13 protein-coding genes are annotated in these 13,847 nt (G+C 70.7%); 12 read left to right on the top strand and 1 reads right to left on the bottom strand.

Features of this window, described 5'->3' with window-relative positions; genetic code table 11:
• The first annotated feature begins 25 nt into the window (after window positions 1-25).
• Genes ACH4N1_RS16265 through nusB form a run of 3 tightly spaced genes read left to right on the top strand, consistent with a single transcriptional unit; the run spans window position 26 to window position 2,191 of the window.
• Window positions 26-1,132: an aminopeptidase P family protein gene (locus ACH4N1_RS16265; RefSeq protein WP_398097662.1), complete on the top strand. Its 1,107-nt coding sequence runs from the start codon at window positions 26-28 to the stop codon at window positions 1,130-1,132.
• 58 nt (window positions 1,133-1,190) lie between these two features.
• Window positions 1,191-1,757: an elongation factor P gene (gene efp, locus ACH4N1_RS16260; RefSeq protein ID WP_020117452.1), complete on the top strand. Its 567-nt coding sequence runs from the start codon at window positions 1,191-1,193 to the stop codon at window positions 1,755-1,757.
• A 2-nt stretch (window positions 1,758-1,759) separates the two neighbouring features.
• Window positions 1,760-2,191, top strand: a complete 432-nt coding sequence (gene nusB / locus ACH4N1_RS16255; protein ID WP_363091379.1) for a transcription antitermination factor NusB — start codon at window positions 1,760-1,762, stop codon at window positions 2,189-2,191.
• A gap of 232 nt (window positions 2,192-2,423) precedes the next feature.
• On the opposite strand, the gene bldD is transcribed toward nusB, so the two are convergent.
• Complete coding sequence (gene bldD / locus ACH4N1_RS16250; protein ID WP_020128858.1) at window positions 2,424-2,924, bottom strand: transcriptional regulator BldD; 501 nt, start codon at window positions 2,922-2,924, stop codon at window positions 2,424-2,426.
• Window positions 2,925-3,178: 254 nt separating this feature from the next.
• Between bldD and pyrR the strand changes: the two genes are divergently transcribed.
• The 9 genes from pyrR (at window position 3,179) to ACH4N1_RS16205 (ending at window position 13,797) form a co-directional block, all read left to right on the top strand.
• Window positions 3,179-3,790, top strand: a complete 612-nt coding sequence (pyrR, locus tag ACH4N1_RS16245) for a bifunctional pyr operon transcriptional regulator/uracil phosphoribosyltransferase PyrR (RefSeq protein WP_382784453.1) — start codon at window positions 3,179-3,181, stop codon at window positions 3,788-3,790.
• 81 nt (window positions 3,791-3,871) lie between these two features.
• Window positions 3,872-4,852 carry an aspartate carbamoyltransferase catalytic subunit gene (locus ACH4N1_RS16240; protein WP_398097661.1) on the top strand — a complete coding sequence of 327 codons (981 nt, stop codon included), beginning with the start codon at window positions 3,872-3,874 and terminating at the stop codon, window positions 4,850-4,852.
• Window positions 4,853-4,857: 5 nt separating this feature from the next.
• Window positions 4,858-6,144, top strand: a complete 1,287-nt coding sequence (locus ACH4N1_RS16235; RefSeq protein ID WP_398097660.1) for a dihydroorotase — start codon at window positions 4,858-4,860, stop codon at window positions 6,142-6,144.
• A complete protein-coding gene (locus ACH4N1_RS16230; protein WP_398097658.1) occupies window positions 6,141-6,716 on the top strand; it encodes a hypothetical protein in 576 nt (191 codons plus the stop codon). The genes ACH4N1_RS16235 and ACH4N1_RS16230 overlap by 4 nt, the downstream gene beginning before the upstream one ends.
• Window positions 6,713-7,885 carry a glutamine-hydrolyzing carbamoyl-phosphate synthase small subunit gene (carA, locus tag ACH4N1_RS16225; RefSeq protein WP_398097656.1) on the top strand — a complete coding sequence of 391 codons (1,173 nt, stop codon included), beginning with the start codon at window positions 6,713-6,715 and terminating at the stop codon, window positions 7,883-7,885. The genes ACH4N1_RS16230 and carA overlap by 4 nt, the downstream gene beginning before the upstream one ends.
• Window positions 7,878-11,186 carry a carbamoyl-phosphate synthase large subunit gene (gene carB / locus ACH4N1_RS16220; protein WP_398097654.1) on the top strand — a complete coding sequence of 1,103 codons (3,309 nt, stop codon included), beginning with the start codon at window positions 7,878-7,880 and terminating at the stop codon, window positions 11,184-11,186. The genes carA and carB overlap by 8 nt, the downstream gene beginning before the upstream one ends.
• 62 nt (window positions 11,187-11,248) lie before the next feature.
• A complete protein-coding gene (locus ACH4N1_RS16215; RefSeq protein WP_398097652.1) occupies window positions 11,249-12,355 on the top strand; it encodes a quinone-dependent dihydroorotate dehydrogenase in 1,107 nt (368 codons plus the stop codon).
• The gene (pyrF, locus tag ACH4N1_RS16210) at window positions 12,352-13,194 is read left to right on the top strand and encodes an orotidine-5'-phosphate decarboxylase (RefSeq protein WP_398097651.1); all 843 of its coding nucleotides are present in this window, start codon (window positions 12,352-12,354) and stop codon (window positions 13,192-13,194) included. The genes ACH4N1_RS16215 and pyrF overlap by 4 nt, the downstream gene beginning before the upstream one ends.
• 279 nt (window positions 13,195-13,473) lie before the next feature.
• Window positions 13,474-13,797, top strand: coding sequence for an integration host factor (locus tag ACH4N1_RS16205; protein ID WP_073493500.1), 324 nt, complete (start codon window positions 13,474-13,476; stop codon window positions 13,795-13,797).
• Window positions 13,798-13,847: the final 50 nt, after the last annotated feature.

Genomic DNA, 13,847 nt, shown 5'->3' with positions numbered 1-13,847 from the left:
CGGACAGGCCTCCTACGCTCGACACATGTCAGAGGTGTACGCGGCTCGCCGCAAACGGCTCAGGGAACGGTGCAGTGCCGGCGGCAGCGCGAGCGCACTGGTCTCCCGTCCCTCCAATGTGAGATACCTCGCGGGCGCGGCCCCCCAGGGCGCCGTCCTGCTGCTGAGTGCGGACGAGGAACTCCTCGTGTGCACGGACCCACCCGACGACCGGCCCCACGAGGGCAGGCCCGACGAGGCCCTCGAGGTCCAGGTGCTGTCCCGCTCCGGAGGCGATCCCGCGGTGGCCGCCGCGGGCATCCTCGCGGACCGCGGCACCGATTCCCTGGCGGTCGAGGAGCACCACCTCACGGTGGCCCGGCACCGCGCCCTGCGGTCGGTCGCGCCCCGGCTGCGCCTCGCCGACCTCGGCGGTGCCGTGGAGCAGCTGAGGGTCGTCAAGGACGAGGAGGAGATCTCCTGCCTTCGCATCGGCGCCGAGATCGCCGACCAGGCCCTCGGTGAACTGCTGGAGTCCATCCTCGTCGGCCGTACCGAACGCCACCTCGCCCTGGAGCTGGAGCGCCGCCTCGTCGACCACGGAGCCGACGGCCCCGCCTTCACTCCGTCCGTGGGCACCGGCCCGAACTCGGGGCGGCGGGGTCACCGGCCCACCGACCGGCGTGTGGAGGAGGGCGATTTCCTGTCGGTCTGCCTGGGGGCGACGTACCGCGGCTACCGCTGCGAGATCGGCCGTACGTTCGTCATCGGCACCTCTCCCGCGGAGTGGCAGATCGAGCTCTACGATCTCGTCTTCGCCGCTCAGCGGGCCGGACGCGAAAGCCTGATGCCCGGTGCCGCGTACCGCGACGTGGACCGTGCGGCACGGCAGGTGCTGGACTCCGCGGGGTACGCCGAGGGCCTCACGGCACTCACCGGGCACGGTGTGGGACTCGAAATCGAGGAGGACCCGCAGCTGGGCCCCGCGGCCATGGGTAAACTGGACGCTTGCGTGCCGGTCACCGTCGAACCGGGGGTCCACCTCCCGGGCCGGGGCGGTGTCCGGATCGATGACACGCTCGTCGTGCGCCCCGAGGCGGACGGCGGACCCGAGCTACTCACCATCACGACCAAGGAGCTGCTCGCACTATAGCTACAGGCAGGTGCGTGCCCCCGGGGTCGTCCACGTCAGTCCAGGAGATTCCGCAACCGTGGCTTCCACGAACGACCTCAAGAACGGCCTGGTGCTCAAGCTCGAAGGCGGCCAGCTCTGGTCCGTCGTCGAGTTCCAGCACGTCAAGCCCGGCAAGGGCCCGGCCTTCGTGCGCACCAAGCTCAAGAACGTGCTGTCCGGCAAGGTGGTCGACAAGACCTTCAACGCCGGCGTCAAGGTCGAGACGGCCACTGTCGACAAGCGCGACATGCAGTTCTCCTACATGGACGGCGAGTACTTCGTCTTCATGGACATGGAGACCTACGACCAGCTCATGGTCGACCGCAAGGCCGTCGGTGACGCCGCCAACTTCCTGATCGAGGGCTTCACGGCCACCGTCGCGCAGCACGAGGGCGAGGTGCTCTTCGTCGAGCTGCCGGCCGCCGTCGAGCTCGTCGTGCAGGAGACCGAGCCCGGCCTCCAGGGCGACCGCTCCACCGGTGGCACCAAGCCCGCCACTCTGGAGACCGGTCACCAGATCCAGGTCCCGCTCTTCATCACCACCGGTGAGAAGATCAAGGTCGACACCCGTACGAGCGACTACCTCGGCCGGGTGAACAGCTAACCGTGGCTGCCCGCAACACGGCCCGCAAGCGCGCCTTCCAGATCCTCTTCGAGGGCGACCAGCGCGGCGCCGACGTCCTGACGGTCCTCGCGGACTGGATCCGGCTCTCCCGGGCCGACACCCGGCAGCCTCCGGTGAGCGAGTACACGATGCAGCTGGTCGAGGGATTCGCGGAGCACGCGCGGCGCATCGACGAGCTGCTCTCCCAGTACTCGGTCGGCTGGACGCTCGACCGGATGCCGGTCGTCGACCGCAACATCCTGCGGCTCGGCGCGTACGAGCTGATCTGGGTCGACGAGACCCCGGACGCCGTCGTCCTCGACGAGATGGTGCAGCTGGCGAAGGAGTTCTCCACGGACGAGTCGCCCTCGTTCGTGAACGGCCTGCTCGGCCGGCTGAAGGAGCTCAAGCCGTCGCTGCGCCGGGAGGCGTGAGCGGTACCGCCGACGCCGGAGGGCCCGTGGACAGCACGTCCGCGGGCCCTCCGGCATGTTCCGGCCGTCCCGGCCCGTCGGTGTTCCCCTCGGCCTTGAGGGGCCTTGAGGGGCCTTGAGGGGCCTTCCGGGACCCCTGGGGCTCCACGGGCCGGGACAAAGCCGCCGGGGCGGCCGGAACCTTTCGGTCCGGCCGCCCCGGCGGCACGTTTCTGCTGAGGCGCCGCGGCGCTCAGCCCTCCTCGTGGGAGACGGCGCGACGCGCGTCCGCGTCCAGGACGCCCCAGCTGATCAGCTGCTCGGTCAGGACCGAGGGCGACTGGTCGTAGATGACGGCGAGCGTGCGCAGGTCGTCCTGGCGGATCGAGAGCACCTTGCCGTTGTAGTCGCCGCGCTGCGACTGGATCGTGGCCGCGTACCGCTGGAGGGGGCCGGCCTTCTCGACCGGCACGTGGGCCAGCCGCTCCAGGTCCAGGACCAGCTTCGGCGGCGGCTCGGCGGCACCGCCCGGAGTGGTGCCCGGGAGCAGCTCCTGCACGGGAACACCGTAGAAATCGGCCAGCTCCGCAAGGCGCTGCACGGTGACGGCGCGGTCGCCGCGCTCGTACGAACCGACCACGACCGCCTTCCACCGTCCCTGGGACTTCTCCTCGACACCGTGGAGGGAAAGGCCCTGCTGGGTGCGGATCGCCCGGAGCTTGGCCCCGAGCTGTTTGGCGTATTCGCTGGACATATAGCTCCCCGGCACTGGGTCGACGCGACTGGGTGAGGTTTCCATGCCGCGCGGCTGGTAACTCACTGTGAGGTTACGCAGCGTGATTCTTCTGCGTCAAGCCGAATGGTCCACACCGACTCTTCCGTGGTATCCGCGGCCCATTGGGCCAATGGGGTGAACAAAGGTGTCCCCCCGGCCTGCTACCGTGGATGGCGCAAATCCGACGTCCTTTAAGGTCCGTCCCGTGAGGCGGAGAAGGAGGTCCGTTTCCTATGGACACGTACGACAATCAGGACGGGCGGGACCCGCAGGGCCCGCACGCCGCCCAGGACGCGCGGCCCGTCCTCGAAGGCCCCGACATCGCGCGGGTGCTGACCCGCATCGCCCACGAGATCGTCGAGCGCGCCAAGGGCGCCGACGACGTGGTCCTCCTCGGCATCCCGACCCGGGGTGTCTTCCTCGGCCGCCGGCTCGCCGCCAAGCTCGAGCAGATCACCGACCGCAAGATCCCGGTCGGCTCCCTCGACATCACCATGTACCGCGACGACCTGCGCATGCACCCGCCGCGGGCGCTCGCCCGCACCGAGATCCCCGGCGACGGGATCGACGGCAAGCTGGTCGTCCTCGTCGACGACGTGCTCTTCTCCGGCCGCACCATCCGCGCCGCCCTCGACGCCCTGAACGACATCGGGCGCCCCCGCGCGGTGCAGCTCGCGGTCCTCGTCGACCGCGGTCACCGCGAACTGCCCATCCGCGCCGACTACGTCGGCAAGAACCTCCCCACGTCGCTGCGGGAGACGGTCAAGGTCCAGCTGGCCGAGGAGGACGGTCGCGACACCGTGCTGCTCGGTGTCCGGCAGACCGCCCCGGGCGCACAGCACTAGCACTCCGACGTACGCCCCCGAGTGCGTGCCTCCACGCGCCCGCATGCCCGAAAACTCCCCATGCCCTACGGAGCCTGACAGATGCAGAGTCATCTCATCTCGGCCGCCGACCTCACCCGCGACGACGCCGTCCATGTCCTCGACACCGCCGAGGAGATGGCCCGGGTGGCGGACCGGCCCATCAAGAAGCTGCCGACCCTGCGCGGCCGCACCATCGTCAACCTCTTCTTCGAGGACTCCACCCGGACCCGCATCTCCTTCGAGGCCGCCGAGAAGCGCCTGTCCGCGGACGTCATCAACTTCTCCGCCAAGGGCTCCAGCGTCTCCAAGGGCGAGTCGCTCAAGGACACCGCCCAGACCCTGGAGGCCATGGGCGTCGACGCCGTCGTCATCCGGCACGGCGCCTCCGGAGCGCCGTACCGCCTCGCCACCTCCGGGTGGATCGACGCGGCCGTCGTCAACGCCGGTGACGGCACCCACCAGCACCCCACCCAGGCGCTGCTGGACGCCTTCACCATGCGCCGCAGGCTCGTCGGCCGCGACGCCGGTCTCGGCCAGGACCTGTCCGGCAAGCGGATCACCATCGTCGGAGACGTCCTGCACAGCCGGGTCGCCCGCTCCAACGTCGACCTGCTGCACACCCTCGGCGCCGAGGTCACCCTCGTCGCCCCGCCCACCCTGGTGCCGGTCGGCGTCGAGACCTGGCCCTGCGAGGTGTCGTACGACCTCGACAGCACGCTGCCCAAGTCCGACGCCGTGATGATGCTGCGCGTCCAGCGCGAGCGGATGAACGCCGCGTTCTTCCCGACCGAGCGCGAGTACTCGCGGCGCTACGGCCTCGACGGCGACCGGATGGCGCGGATGCCCGAGCACGCCATCGTGATGCACCCCGGCCCGATGGTCCGCGGCATGGAGATCACCGCCGAGGTCGCCGACTCCGACCGCTGCACCGTCGTCGAACAGGTCGCCAACGGCGTGTCGATCCGGATGGCCGTCCTCTACCTGCTCCTGGGCGGGAACGAACCCGCCGTCAGCCACGCCCGTACCACCGAGGAGAAGTAAGAACCATGAGCAAGACCCTTATCCGTGGTGCGCGGGTCCTCGGCGGCGAGCCGCAGGACGTCCTGATCGACGGCGAGGTCGTCGAGGCCGTCGGCAGCGGGCTGTCCGCCGAGGGCGCCGAGGTCGTCGAGGCCGGGGGCAAGGTGCTGCTGCCGGGCCTCGTCGACCTGCACACCCATCTGCGCGAGCCGGGCCGCGAGGACTCCGAGACCGTCCTGACCGGCACCCGCGCCGCCGCGAGCGGCGGTTTCACGGCCGTCTTCGCCATGGCCAACACCTTCCCCGTCGCGGACACCGCCGGCGTCGTCGAACAGGTCTGGCGACTGGGCCGGGAGCACGGCTACTGCGACGTGCAGCCGATCGGCGCCGTCACCGTCGGCCTGGAGGGCAGGAAGCTCGCCGAGCTGGGGGCGATGCACGAGTCCGCCGCCGGCGTCACCGTCTTCTCCGACGACGGCAAGTGTGTCGACGACGCCGTGATCATGCGCCGCGCGCTGGAGTACGTGAAGGCCTTCGGCGGCGTCGTCGCCCAGCACGCACAGGAACCGCGGCTGACCGAGGGCGCCCAGATGAACGAGGGCGTCGTCTCCGCCGAGCTGGGGCTCGGGGGCTGGCCGGCCGTCGCCGAGGAGTCGATCATCGCGCGGGACGTGCTGCTCGCCGAGCACGTCGGCTCCCGCGTCCACATCTGCCACCTGTCCACCGCCGGCTCCGTCGAGATCGTCCGCTGGGCCAAGTCCCGCGGCATCGACGTCACCGCCGAGGTCACCCCGCACCACCTCCTCCTCACCGACGAGCTGGTGCGTTCCTACGACCCGGTCTACAAGGTGAACCCGCCGCTGCGCACCGAACGCGATGTGCGCGCTCTGCGCGAGGCGCTCGCCGACGGCACCATCGACATCGTCGCCACCGACCACGCCCCGCACCCGCACGAGGACAAGGACTGCGAGTGGGCCGCGGCCGCCATGGGCATGGTCGGCCTGGAGACCGCGCTGTCGGTGGTCCAGGAGACGATGGTGGAGACGGGCCTGCTGGACTGGGCCCAGGTCGCCGACCGCATGTCCTTCACGCCGGCCCGCATCGGGCGGGCCCAGGGGCACGGCCGCCCCGTCTCGGCTGGTGAGCCCGCCAACCTCACGCTCGTCGACACGGCATACCGTGGGCGGGTGGACCCCGCGGGCTTCGCCTCGCGCAGCCGGAACACCCCGTACGAGGGGCGTGAGCTGCCGGGCCGTGTGACGCACACCTGGCTCCGGGGCAAGGCCACGCTCGTCGACGGGAAGCTCACGTGACATCTGTAATCCTGCTCGCGGCCGAGAGGGAATCGGCCGAAGTGACCGACTGGGCCGCCCGCGTCGGCTGGGTCGTCGGCCTCGGCCTCTTCGTCGCGCTCGTCTACTGGCTGATGCGCGAGGGCTGGAAGTGGCGCGGCACGCTCCAGGGCGACCTGCCGGAGCTGCCCGCCGCGCCCTCCGAGCCCGGCGAGGCGAAACCGACTGTGCTGTCGATGAGCGGTCGCTACCACGGCTCCACCACCGCAGGCCAGTGGCTGGACCGCATCGTGGCGCACGGCCTGGGCACCCGCAGCAGGGTCGAGCTCACCCTGACGGACGCGGGACTGGACGTCGTGCGCCCCGGCGCGAACGACTTCTTCATTCCGGCCGGCGCGCTGCGCGAGGCGGTGCTCGGCAAGGGCATCGCCGGCAAGGTCCTCACCGAGGGCGGACTGCTCCTGGTGACCTGGGAGCACGGCGGCACACTGATCGACTCCGGTTTCCGCTCGGACCACGCGGCCGAGCACACCGAGTGGGTCGAGGCCATCAACTCCATGATCAACAAGAGGGAAACGGAAGGCGCACGATGACGACCTCCATCCAGGGGATCGCCTCGCAGAGGCACAAGGCGGCTCCCGCCGTACTCGTCCTGGAGGACGGCCGCACCTTCCGCGGCCGTGCCTACGGGGCCGTGGGGGAGACCTTCGGCGAAGCGGTGTTCTCCACCGGCATGACCGGCTACCAGGAGACCCTGACCGACCCCTCCTACGACCGTCAGATCGTCGTGGCGACCGCGCCGCAGATCGGCAACACCGGCTGGAACGACGAGGACGACGAGTCGGGCCGCATCTGGGTCTCCGGCTACGTCGTCCGCGACCCCGCGCGCGTGCCGTCCAACTGGCGCTCCAGGCGCTCCCTGGACGACGAGCTGGTCGCGCAGGGGGTCGTCGGCATCTCCGGCATCGACACCCGCGCCCTCACCCGGCACCTGCGCGAGCGCGGCTCCATGCGCGCCGGCATCTTCTCCGGCGAGGCGATCGCGGCCGGCCCCGAGCTGCTCGCACGGGTGCAGGCCCAGCCGCACATGAAGGGCGCGAGCCTCTACGAGGAGGTCGCCACCAAGGAGGCGTACGTCGTCCCCGCGGTCGGCGAGAAGCGGTTCACCGTCGCCGCCATCGACCTCGGCATCAAGGGCATGACCCCGCACCGCATGGCCGAGCGCGGCATCGAGGTGCACGTGCTGCCCGCGACCGCCACGGCGGACGAGGTGTACGCCGTCGGCCCGGACGGCGTGTTCTTCTCCAACGGCCCGGGCGACCCGGCCACCGCCGACGGCCCCGTGGAACTGATGAGCGAGGTGCTCCGGCGCCGGACGCCCCTGTTCGGCATCTGCTTCGGCAACCAGATCCTCGGCCGCGCCCTCGGCTTCGGCACCTACAAGCTCAAGTACGGCCACCGCGGCATCAACCAGCCGGTCCAGGACCGTACGACCGGCAAGGTCGAGGTCACCGCGCACAACCACGGGTTCGCCGTGGACGCGCCGCTCGACAAGGTCAGCGACACCAGGTTCGGGCGCGTCGAGGTCTCGCACGTCTGCCTGAACGACAACGTCGTGGAGGGGCTCCGGCTGCTCGACCAGCCGGCCTTCTCCGTCCAGTACCACCCCGAAGCGGCAGCGGGCCCGCACGACGCCGCCTACCTGTTCGACCGCTTCACGTCTTTGATGAACACTGTCCTGATGGAGGGCCAGCGTGCCTAAGCGCACCGATATCCAGTCCGTCCTGGTCATCGGCTCCGGCCCGATCGTCATCGGACAGGCAGCCGAGTTCGACTACTCCGGCACCCAGGCGTGCCGCGTCCTGCGCGCCGAGGGCCTGCGCGTGATCCTCGTCAACTCCAACCCGGCGACGATCATGACCGACCCGGAGATCGCCGACGCCACCTACGTCGAGCCGATCACCCCGGAGTTCGTCGAGAAGATCATCGCCAAGGAGCGGCCGGACGCCCTGCTGCCCACCCTGGGCGGCCAGACGGCCCTCAACACCGCCATCGCGCTCTCCGAGAACGGCGTCCTGGACAAGTACGGCGTCGAGCTGATCGGCGCCAACGTGGAGGCCATCCACAAGGGCGAGGACCGCGACCGGTTCAAGGACGTCGTGGAGGAGGTCCGCCGCAAGATCGGCCACGGCGAGTCCGCCCGCTCCGTCATCTGCCACACGATGGACGAGGTCCTCGCCGGCGTCGACGAGCTGGGCGGCTACCCGGTCGTCGTCCGCCCCTCCTTCACCATGGGCGGCGCCGGCTCCGGCTTCGCCCACGACGAGGAGGAGCTGCGCCGCATCGCCGGCCAGGGCCTCACGCTCTCGCCGACCACCGAGGTGCTCCTGGAGGAGTCCATCCTCGGCTGGAAGGAGTACGAGCTGGAGCTGATGCGCGACAAGCACGACAACGTCGTGGTCGTCTGCTCCATCGAGAACTTCGACCCCATGGGCGTGCACACCGGCGACTCGATCACCGTCGCGCCCGCCATGACACTGACCGACCGCGAGTACCAGATCCTGCGCGACGTCGGCATCGCCGTGATCCGCGAGGTCGGCGTGGACACCGGCGGCTGCAACATCCAGTTCGCGGTGAACCCCGAGGACGGCCGGGTCATCGTCATCGAGATGAACCCGCGCGTGTCCCGCTCGTCGGCGCTGGCCTCCAAGGCGACCGGCTTCCCGATCGCCAAGATCGCGGCCAAGCTCGCCGTCGGCTACACCCTCGACGAGATCCCGAACGACATCACCCGGGAGACCCCGGCCTCCTTCGAGCCCACGCTCGACTACGTGGTCGTCAAGGCCCCCCGCTTCGCCTTCGAGAAGTTCCCGAGCGCCGACTCCACGCTCACGACCACCATGAAGTCGGTCGGCGAGGCCATGGCCATCGGCCGCAACTTCACCGAGGCCTTCCAGAAGGCGCTGCGCTCGCTGGAGAAGAAGGGCAGCCAGTTCACCTTCGTCGGCGAGCCCGGCGACAAGGACGAGCTGCTGCGCGAGTCCGTGCGCCCCACCGACGGCCGGATCAACACCGTCATGCAGGCCATCCGCGCGGGCGCCACCCCGGAGGAGGTCTTCGCGTTCACGAAGATCGACCCCTGGTTCGTCGACCAGCTGTTCCTGATCAAGGAGGTCGCGGACGAGCTGGCCGCCGCCGACCGCCTCGACGGCGACCTGCTCGCCGAGGCCAAGCGGCACGGCTTCTCCGACCAGCAGATCGCCGAGATCCGCGGCCTGCGGGAGGACGTCGTCCGCGAGGTCCGGCACGCGCTGGGCGTCCGCCCCGTCTACAAGACGGTCGACACCTGCGCCGCCGAGTTCGCGGCGAAGACGCCGTACTTCTACTCCTCCTACGACGAGGAGAGCGAGGTCGCGACCCGCGAGAAGCCGGCCGTCATCATCCTGGGCTCCGGCCCGAACCGCATCGGCCAGGGCATCGAGTTCGACTACTCCTGCGTGCACGCCTCCTTCGCGCTGTCCGACGCCGGGTACGAGACCGTGATGGTCAACTGCAACCCGGAGACCGTCTCCACCGACTACGACACCTCCGACCGCCTGTACTTCGAGCCGCTGACGCTCGAGGACGTGCTGGAGATCGTCCACGCGGAGGCGCAGGCCGGCCCGATCGCCGGTGTCGTCGTCCAGCTCGGCGGCCAGACCCCGCTGGGTCTGGCGCAGGCGCTCAAGGACAACGGCGTGCCGATCGTCGGCACGCCCCCCGAGGCGATCCACGCGGCCGAGGACCGGGGCGCCTTCGGACGCGTCCTCGCCGAGGCCGGCCTGCCGGCGCCGAAGCACGGCACCGCCACCACCTTCGCCGGGGCCAAGGCCATCGCCGACGAGATCGGCTACCCGGTCCTCGTCCGCCCGTCGTACGTCCTCGGCGGCCGCGGCATGGAGATCGTCTACGACGAGACCCGGCTGTCCGCCTACATCGCCGAGTCGACCGAGATCAGCCCCACCCGGCCGGTCCTCGTCGACCGCTTCCTCGACGACGCCATCGAGATCGACGTCGACGCGCTCTACGACGGCGAGGAGCTGTACCTCGGCGGCGTCATGGAGCACATCGAGGAGGCCGGCATCCACTCCGGCGACTCGGCGTGCGCCCTGCCCCCGATCACCCTCGGCGGCTTCGACATCAAGCGCCTGCGGGCCTCCACGGAGGCCATCGCGCGCGGAGTGGGCGTCCGCGGTCTGATCAACATCCAGTTCGCGATGGCCGGGGACATCCTCTACGTCCTGGAGGCCAACCCGCGCGCGTCCCGCACCGTCCCCTTCACCTCGAAGGCGACCGCGGTGCCGCTGGCCAAGGCCGCCGCCCGGATCTCCCTGGGCGCGACCGTCGCCGAACTGCGTGCCGAGGGGCTGCTCCCGGCGACCGGTGACGGCGGCGAGCTGCCGCTGGACGCGCCGATCTCCGTCAAGGAGGCCGTGATGCCGTGGACCCGCTTCCGCGACACCTCCGGCCGCGGCGTCGACACCATCCTGGGCCCGGAGATGCGCTCCACCGGCGAGGTCATGGGCATCGACTCCGTCTTCGGCACGGCGTACGCCAAGTCGCAGGCGGGCGCCTACGGCCCGCTGCCCACCAAGGGCCGCGCGTTCATCTCGGTCGCCAACCGCGACAAGCGGTCGATGATCTTCCCGGCGCGCGAGCTGGTCGCCCACGGCTTCGAGCTGCTCGCCACCTCCGGCACCGCCGAGGTCCTCAAGCGCAACGGCATCAACGCCACGGTCGTGCGCAAGCAGTCCGAGGGTGTGGGCCCGAACGGCGAGAAGACCATCGTCCAGCTCATCCACGACGGCCAGGTCGACCTCATCGTCAACACCCCGTACGGCACCGGTGGCCGTCTCGACGGCTACGACATCCGTACGGCGGCGGTGGCGCGCTCGGTGCCCTGCCTGACGACGGTCCAGGCGCTCGCCGCCGCCGTCCAGGGCATCGACGCCCTCAACCACGGGGACGTGGGGGTGCGTTCCCTCCAGGAACACGCCGAGCATCTGACCGCGGCCCGCGACTAGCAGCCCCAGGGGGACACCGGAAACGGTGTCCCCCTCTGTATGAGGTCTTCGAGGACACACTCATGTACCAGCTCTTCTTCCGTCTGGTCTTCTCCCGGATGGACCCGGAGAAGGCCCACCACCTGGCCTTCCGCTGGATCCGGCTCGCCGCCCGGATCCCGGTGCTCCGCACGTTCGTCGCGGCCGCCCTCGCCCCCCGCCACCGGGAACTGCGCACCGAGGCCTTCGGCCTGCGCATGCACGGCCCCTTCGGGCTCGCCGCCGGCTTCGACAAGAACGCCGTCGCCGTCGACGGCATGGCGATGGTGGGCTTCGACCACGTCGAGATCGGCACGGTCACCGGGGAGGCACAGCCCGGCAACCCCCCCAAGCGGCTGTTCCGCCTGGTCGCCGACCGGGCACTGATCAACCGCATGGGCTTCAACAACGAGGGCTCGCTGACCGTCGCCGCGCGCCTGGCCTCCCGCGAGCCCGTCTTCAAGACCGTCGTCGGCGTCAACATCGGCAAGACCAAGGCCGTACCGGAGGCCGAGGCGGTCGCCGACTACGTGAAGTCGGCCGAGCGGCTCGCCCCGTACGCCGACTACCTGGTCGTCAACGTCTCCTCCCCGAACACACCGGGACTGCGCGACCTCCAGGCCACCGAGGCGCTGCGGCCGCTGCTGAGCGCCGTGCGGGAGGCCGCCGACCGCACGGTCGCCCACCGACGGGTGCCGCTGCTGGTGAAGATCGCCCCCGACCTCGCCGACGAGGACGTGGACGCCGTCGCCGACCTCGCCGTGGAGCTGGGTCTGGACGGGATCATCGCCACGAACACCACCATCGCGCGCGAGGGCCTCGGCCTGACCTCGTCACCCGCCCTGGTGCAGGAGACCGGCGGTCTGTCGGGGGCACCGCTCAAGGCGCGCTCCCTCGAGGTCCTGCGGCGCCTCTACGCGCGCGTGGGCGACCGCATCACCCTGGTGGGCGTCGGCGGCATCGAGACCGCCGAGGACGCCTGGGAGCGCATCCTGGCGGGCGCCACCCTCGTCCAGGGCTACAGCGCCTTCGTCTACGAGGGGCCCTTCTGGGCCCGCGCGATCCACAAGGGGCTCGCCGCCCGCCTGCGCACCAGCCCGTACGCCACCCTCGCCGACGCGGTCGGCGCCGACGTGAGGAAGACGGCATGACCCTGGAACCCTTCGGCGCCCGCCTGCGCCGCGCCATGGACGAGCGCGGCCCGCTGTGCGTCGGCATCGACCCGCACGCCTCGCTGCTCGCCGAGTGGGGCCTGGACGACACCGTCGCCGGTCTGGAGCGGTTCAGCCGGACGGTCGTCGAGGCCATGGCCGACCGGGTCGCCGTCCTGAAGCCGCAGAGCGCCTTCTTCGAACGGTTCGGCTCGCGCGGGGTCGCCGTCCTGGAGAGGTCGGTCGAGGAGGCGCGGGCGGCCGGCGCCCTGGTCGTGATGGACGCCAAGCGCGGCGACATCGGCTCCACCATGGCCGCCTACGCCGAGTCCTTCCTGCGCAAGGACGCCCCGCTCTTCTCGGACGCGCTGACCGTCTCGCCGTACCTCGGCTACGGGTCGCTCTCGCCGGCCGTGGCCCTCGCGCGCGAGAGCGGCGCCGGACTCTTCGTGCTGGCGCTCACCTCCAACCCGGAGGGCGGCGAGGTCCAGCACGCGGTGCGCGCGGACGGCCGTACCGTCGGCGCGACGATGCTGGCGCACCTGGCGGCCGAGAACGCCGGGGAGGAGCCGCTGGGCTCCTTCGGCGCGGTCGTCGGCGCGACGCTCGGTGACCTGTCGACGTACGACCTCGACATCAACGGCCCGATCCTCGCGCCCGGCATCGGCGCCCAGGGGGCCACGCCGGCGGACCTGCCGCACGTCTTCGGGGCCGCGGTGCGCAACGTCGTGCCGAACGTCAGCCGCGGAGTGCTGCGCCACGGCCCCGACGTGGTCGCTCTGCGTGACGCCGCGGACCGGTTCGCGCAACAGGTCAGGTCCGCGGTCGAGGCCGCCTGACCGCCCGAGGCCGTCCGGCCGGGACCCCCGCCGGACGGTCGCGGACCGACTTGAGCCTGAATACATTCTCAAATCCGGGGCAATTTGTCTTAAATATCCATCCCGGCAGAGGCTGACCAGGACTTTTCCGCTGTTCTCGCTGACTCTGGCGGTGTTGGCCGCTAGTCTCCGAGCGGAGGGTCAACGGGCAACCGTGTTGCTCGCGGCTCTCCAGGTGTGGGGCGACTAGGTTCCTCACCGGTCCGTATCCGACAGTTCGACATCCGAGGTGACGTAGGCGTGGCTCTTCCGCCCCTTACCCCCGAACAGCGCGCAGCCGCGCTCGAAAAGGCCGCCGCGGCTCGCCGGGAGCGGGCCGAGGTCAAGAATCGACTCAAGCACTCCGGCGCCTCCCTGCACGAGGTCATCAAGCAGGGCCAGGAGAATGACGTCGTCGGCAAGATGAAGGTCTCCGCGCTCCTGGAGTCCCTGCCCGGCGTGGGCAAGGTCCGCGCCAAGCAGATCATGGAGCGGCTCGGCATCTCCGAGAGCCGCCGGGTGCGCGGTCTCGGCTCCAACCAGATCGCCTCCCTGGAGCGTGAGTTCGGCGACACGGCCAAGTGAGTCCGACGTGCTCCGGGCACAGCGTCCCGGGCACGGCGTGACAGCTGGAA

Source organism: Streptomyces sp. NPDC017202, from assembly GCF_044331705.1.
Classification (GTDB): domain Bacteria; phylum Actinomycetota; class Actinomycetes; order Streptomycetales; family Streptomycetaceae; genus Streptomyces.
Note: the sequence above shows the minus strand (reverse complement) of the source record. Positions and strands in the feature narration are given on the sequence as shown.

Coding starts and splice junctions, on each gene's coding strand:
- ACH4N1_RS16265 (WP_398097662.1), top strand. CDS start 26: ATGTCAGAGGTGTACGCGGCTCGCCGCAAACGGCTCAGGGAACGGTGC.
- bldD (WP_020128858.1), bottom strand. CDS start 2,924: ATGTCCAGCGAATACGCCAAACAGCTCGGGGCCAAGCTCCGGGCGATC.
- pyrR (WP_382784453.1), top strand. CDS start 3,179: ATGGACACGTACGACAATCAGGACGGGCGGGACCCGCAGGGCCCGCAC.
- ACH4N1_RS16240 (WP_398097661.1), top strand. CDS start 3,872: ATGCAGAGTCATCTCATCTCGGCCGCCGACCTCACCCGCGACGACGCC.
- ACH4N1_RS16235 (WP_398097660.1), top strand. CDS start 4,858: ATGAGCAAGACCCTTATCCGTGGTGCGCGGGTCCTCGGCGGCGAGCCG.
- carA (WP_398097656.1), top strand. CDS start 6,713: ATGACGACCTCCATCCAGGGGATCGCCTCGCAGAGGCACAAGGCGGCT.
- ACH4N1_RS16215 (WP_398097652.1), top strand. CDS start 11,249: ATGTACCAGCTCTTCTTCCGTCTGGTCTTCTCCCGGATGGACCCGGAG.
- pyrF (WP_398097651.1), top strand. CDS start 12,352: ATGACCCTGGAACCCTTCGGCGCCCGCCTGCGCCGCGCCATGGACGAG.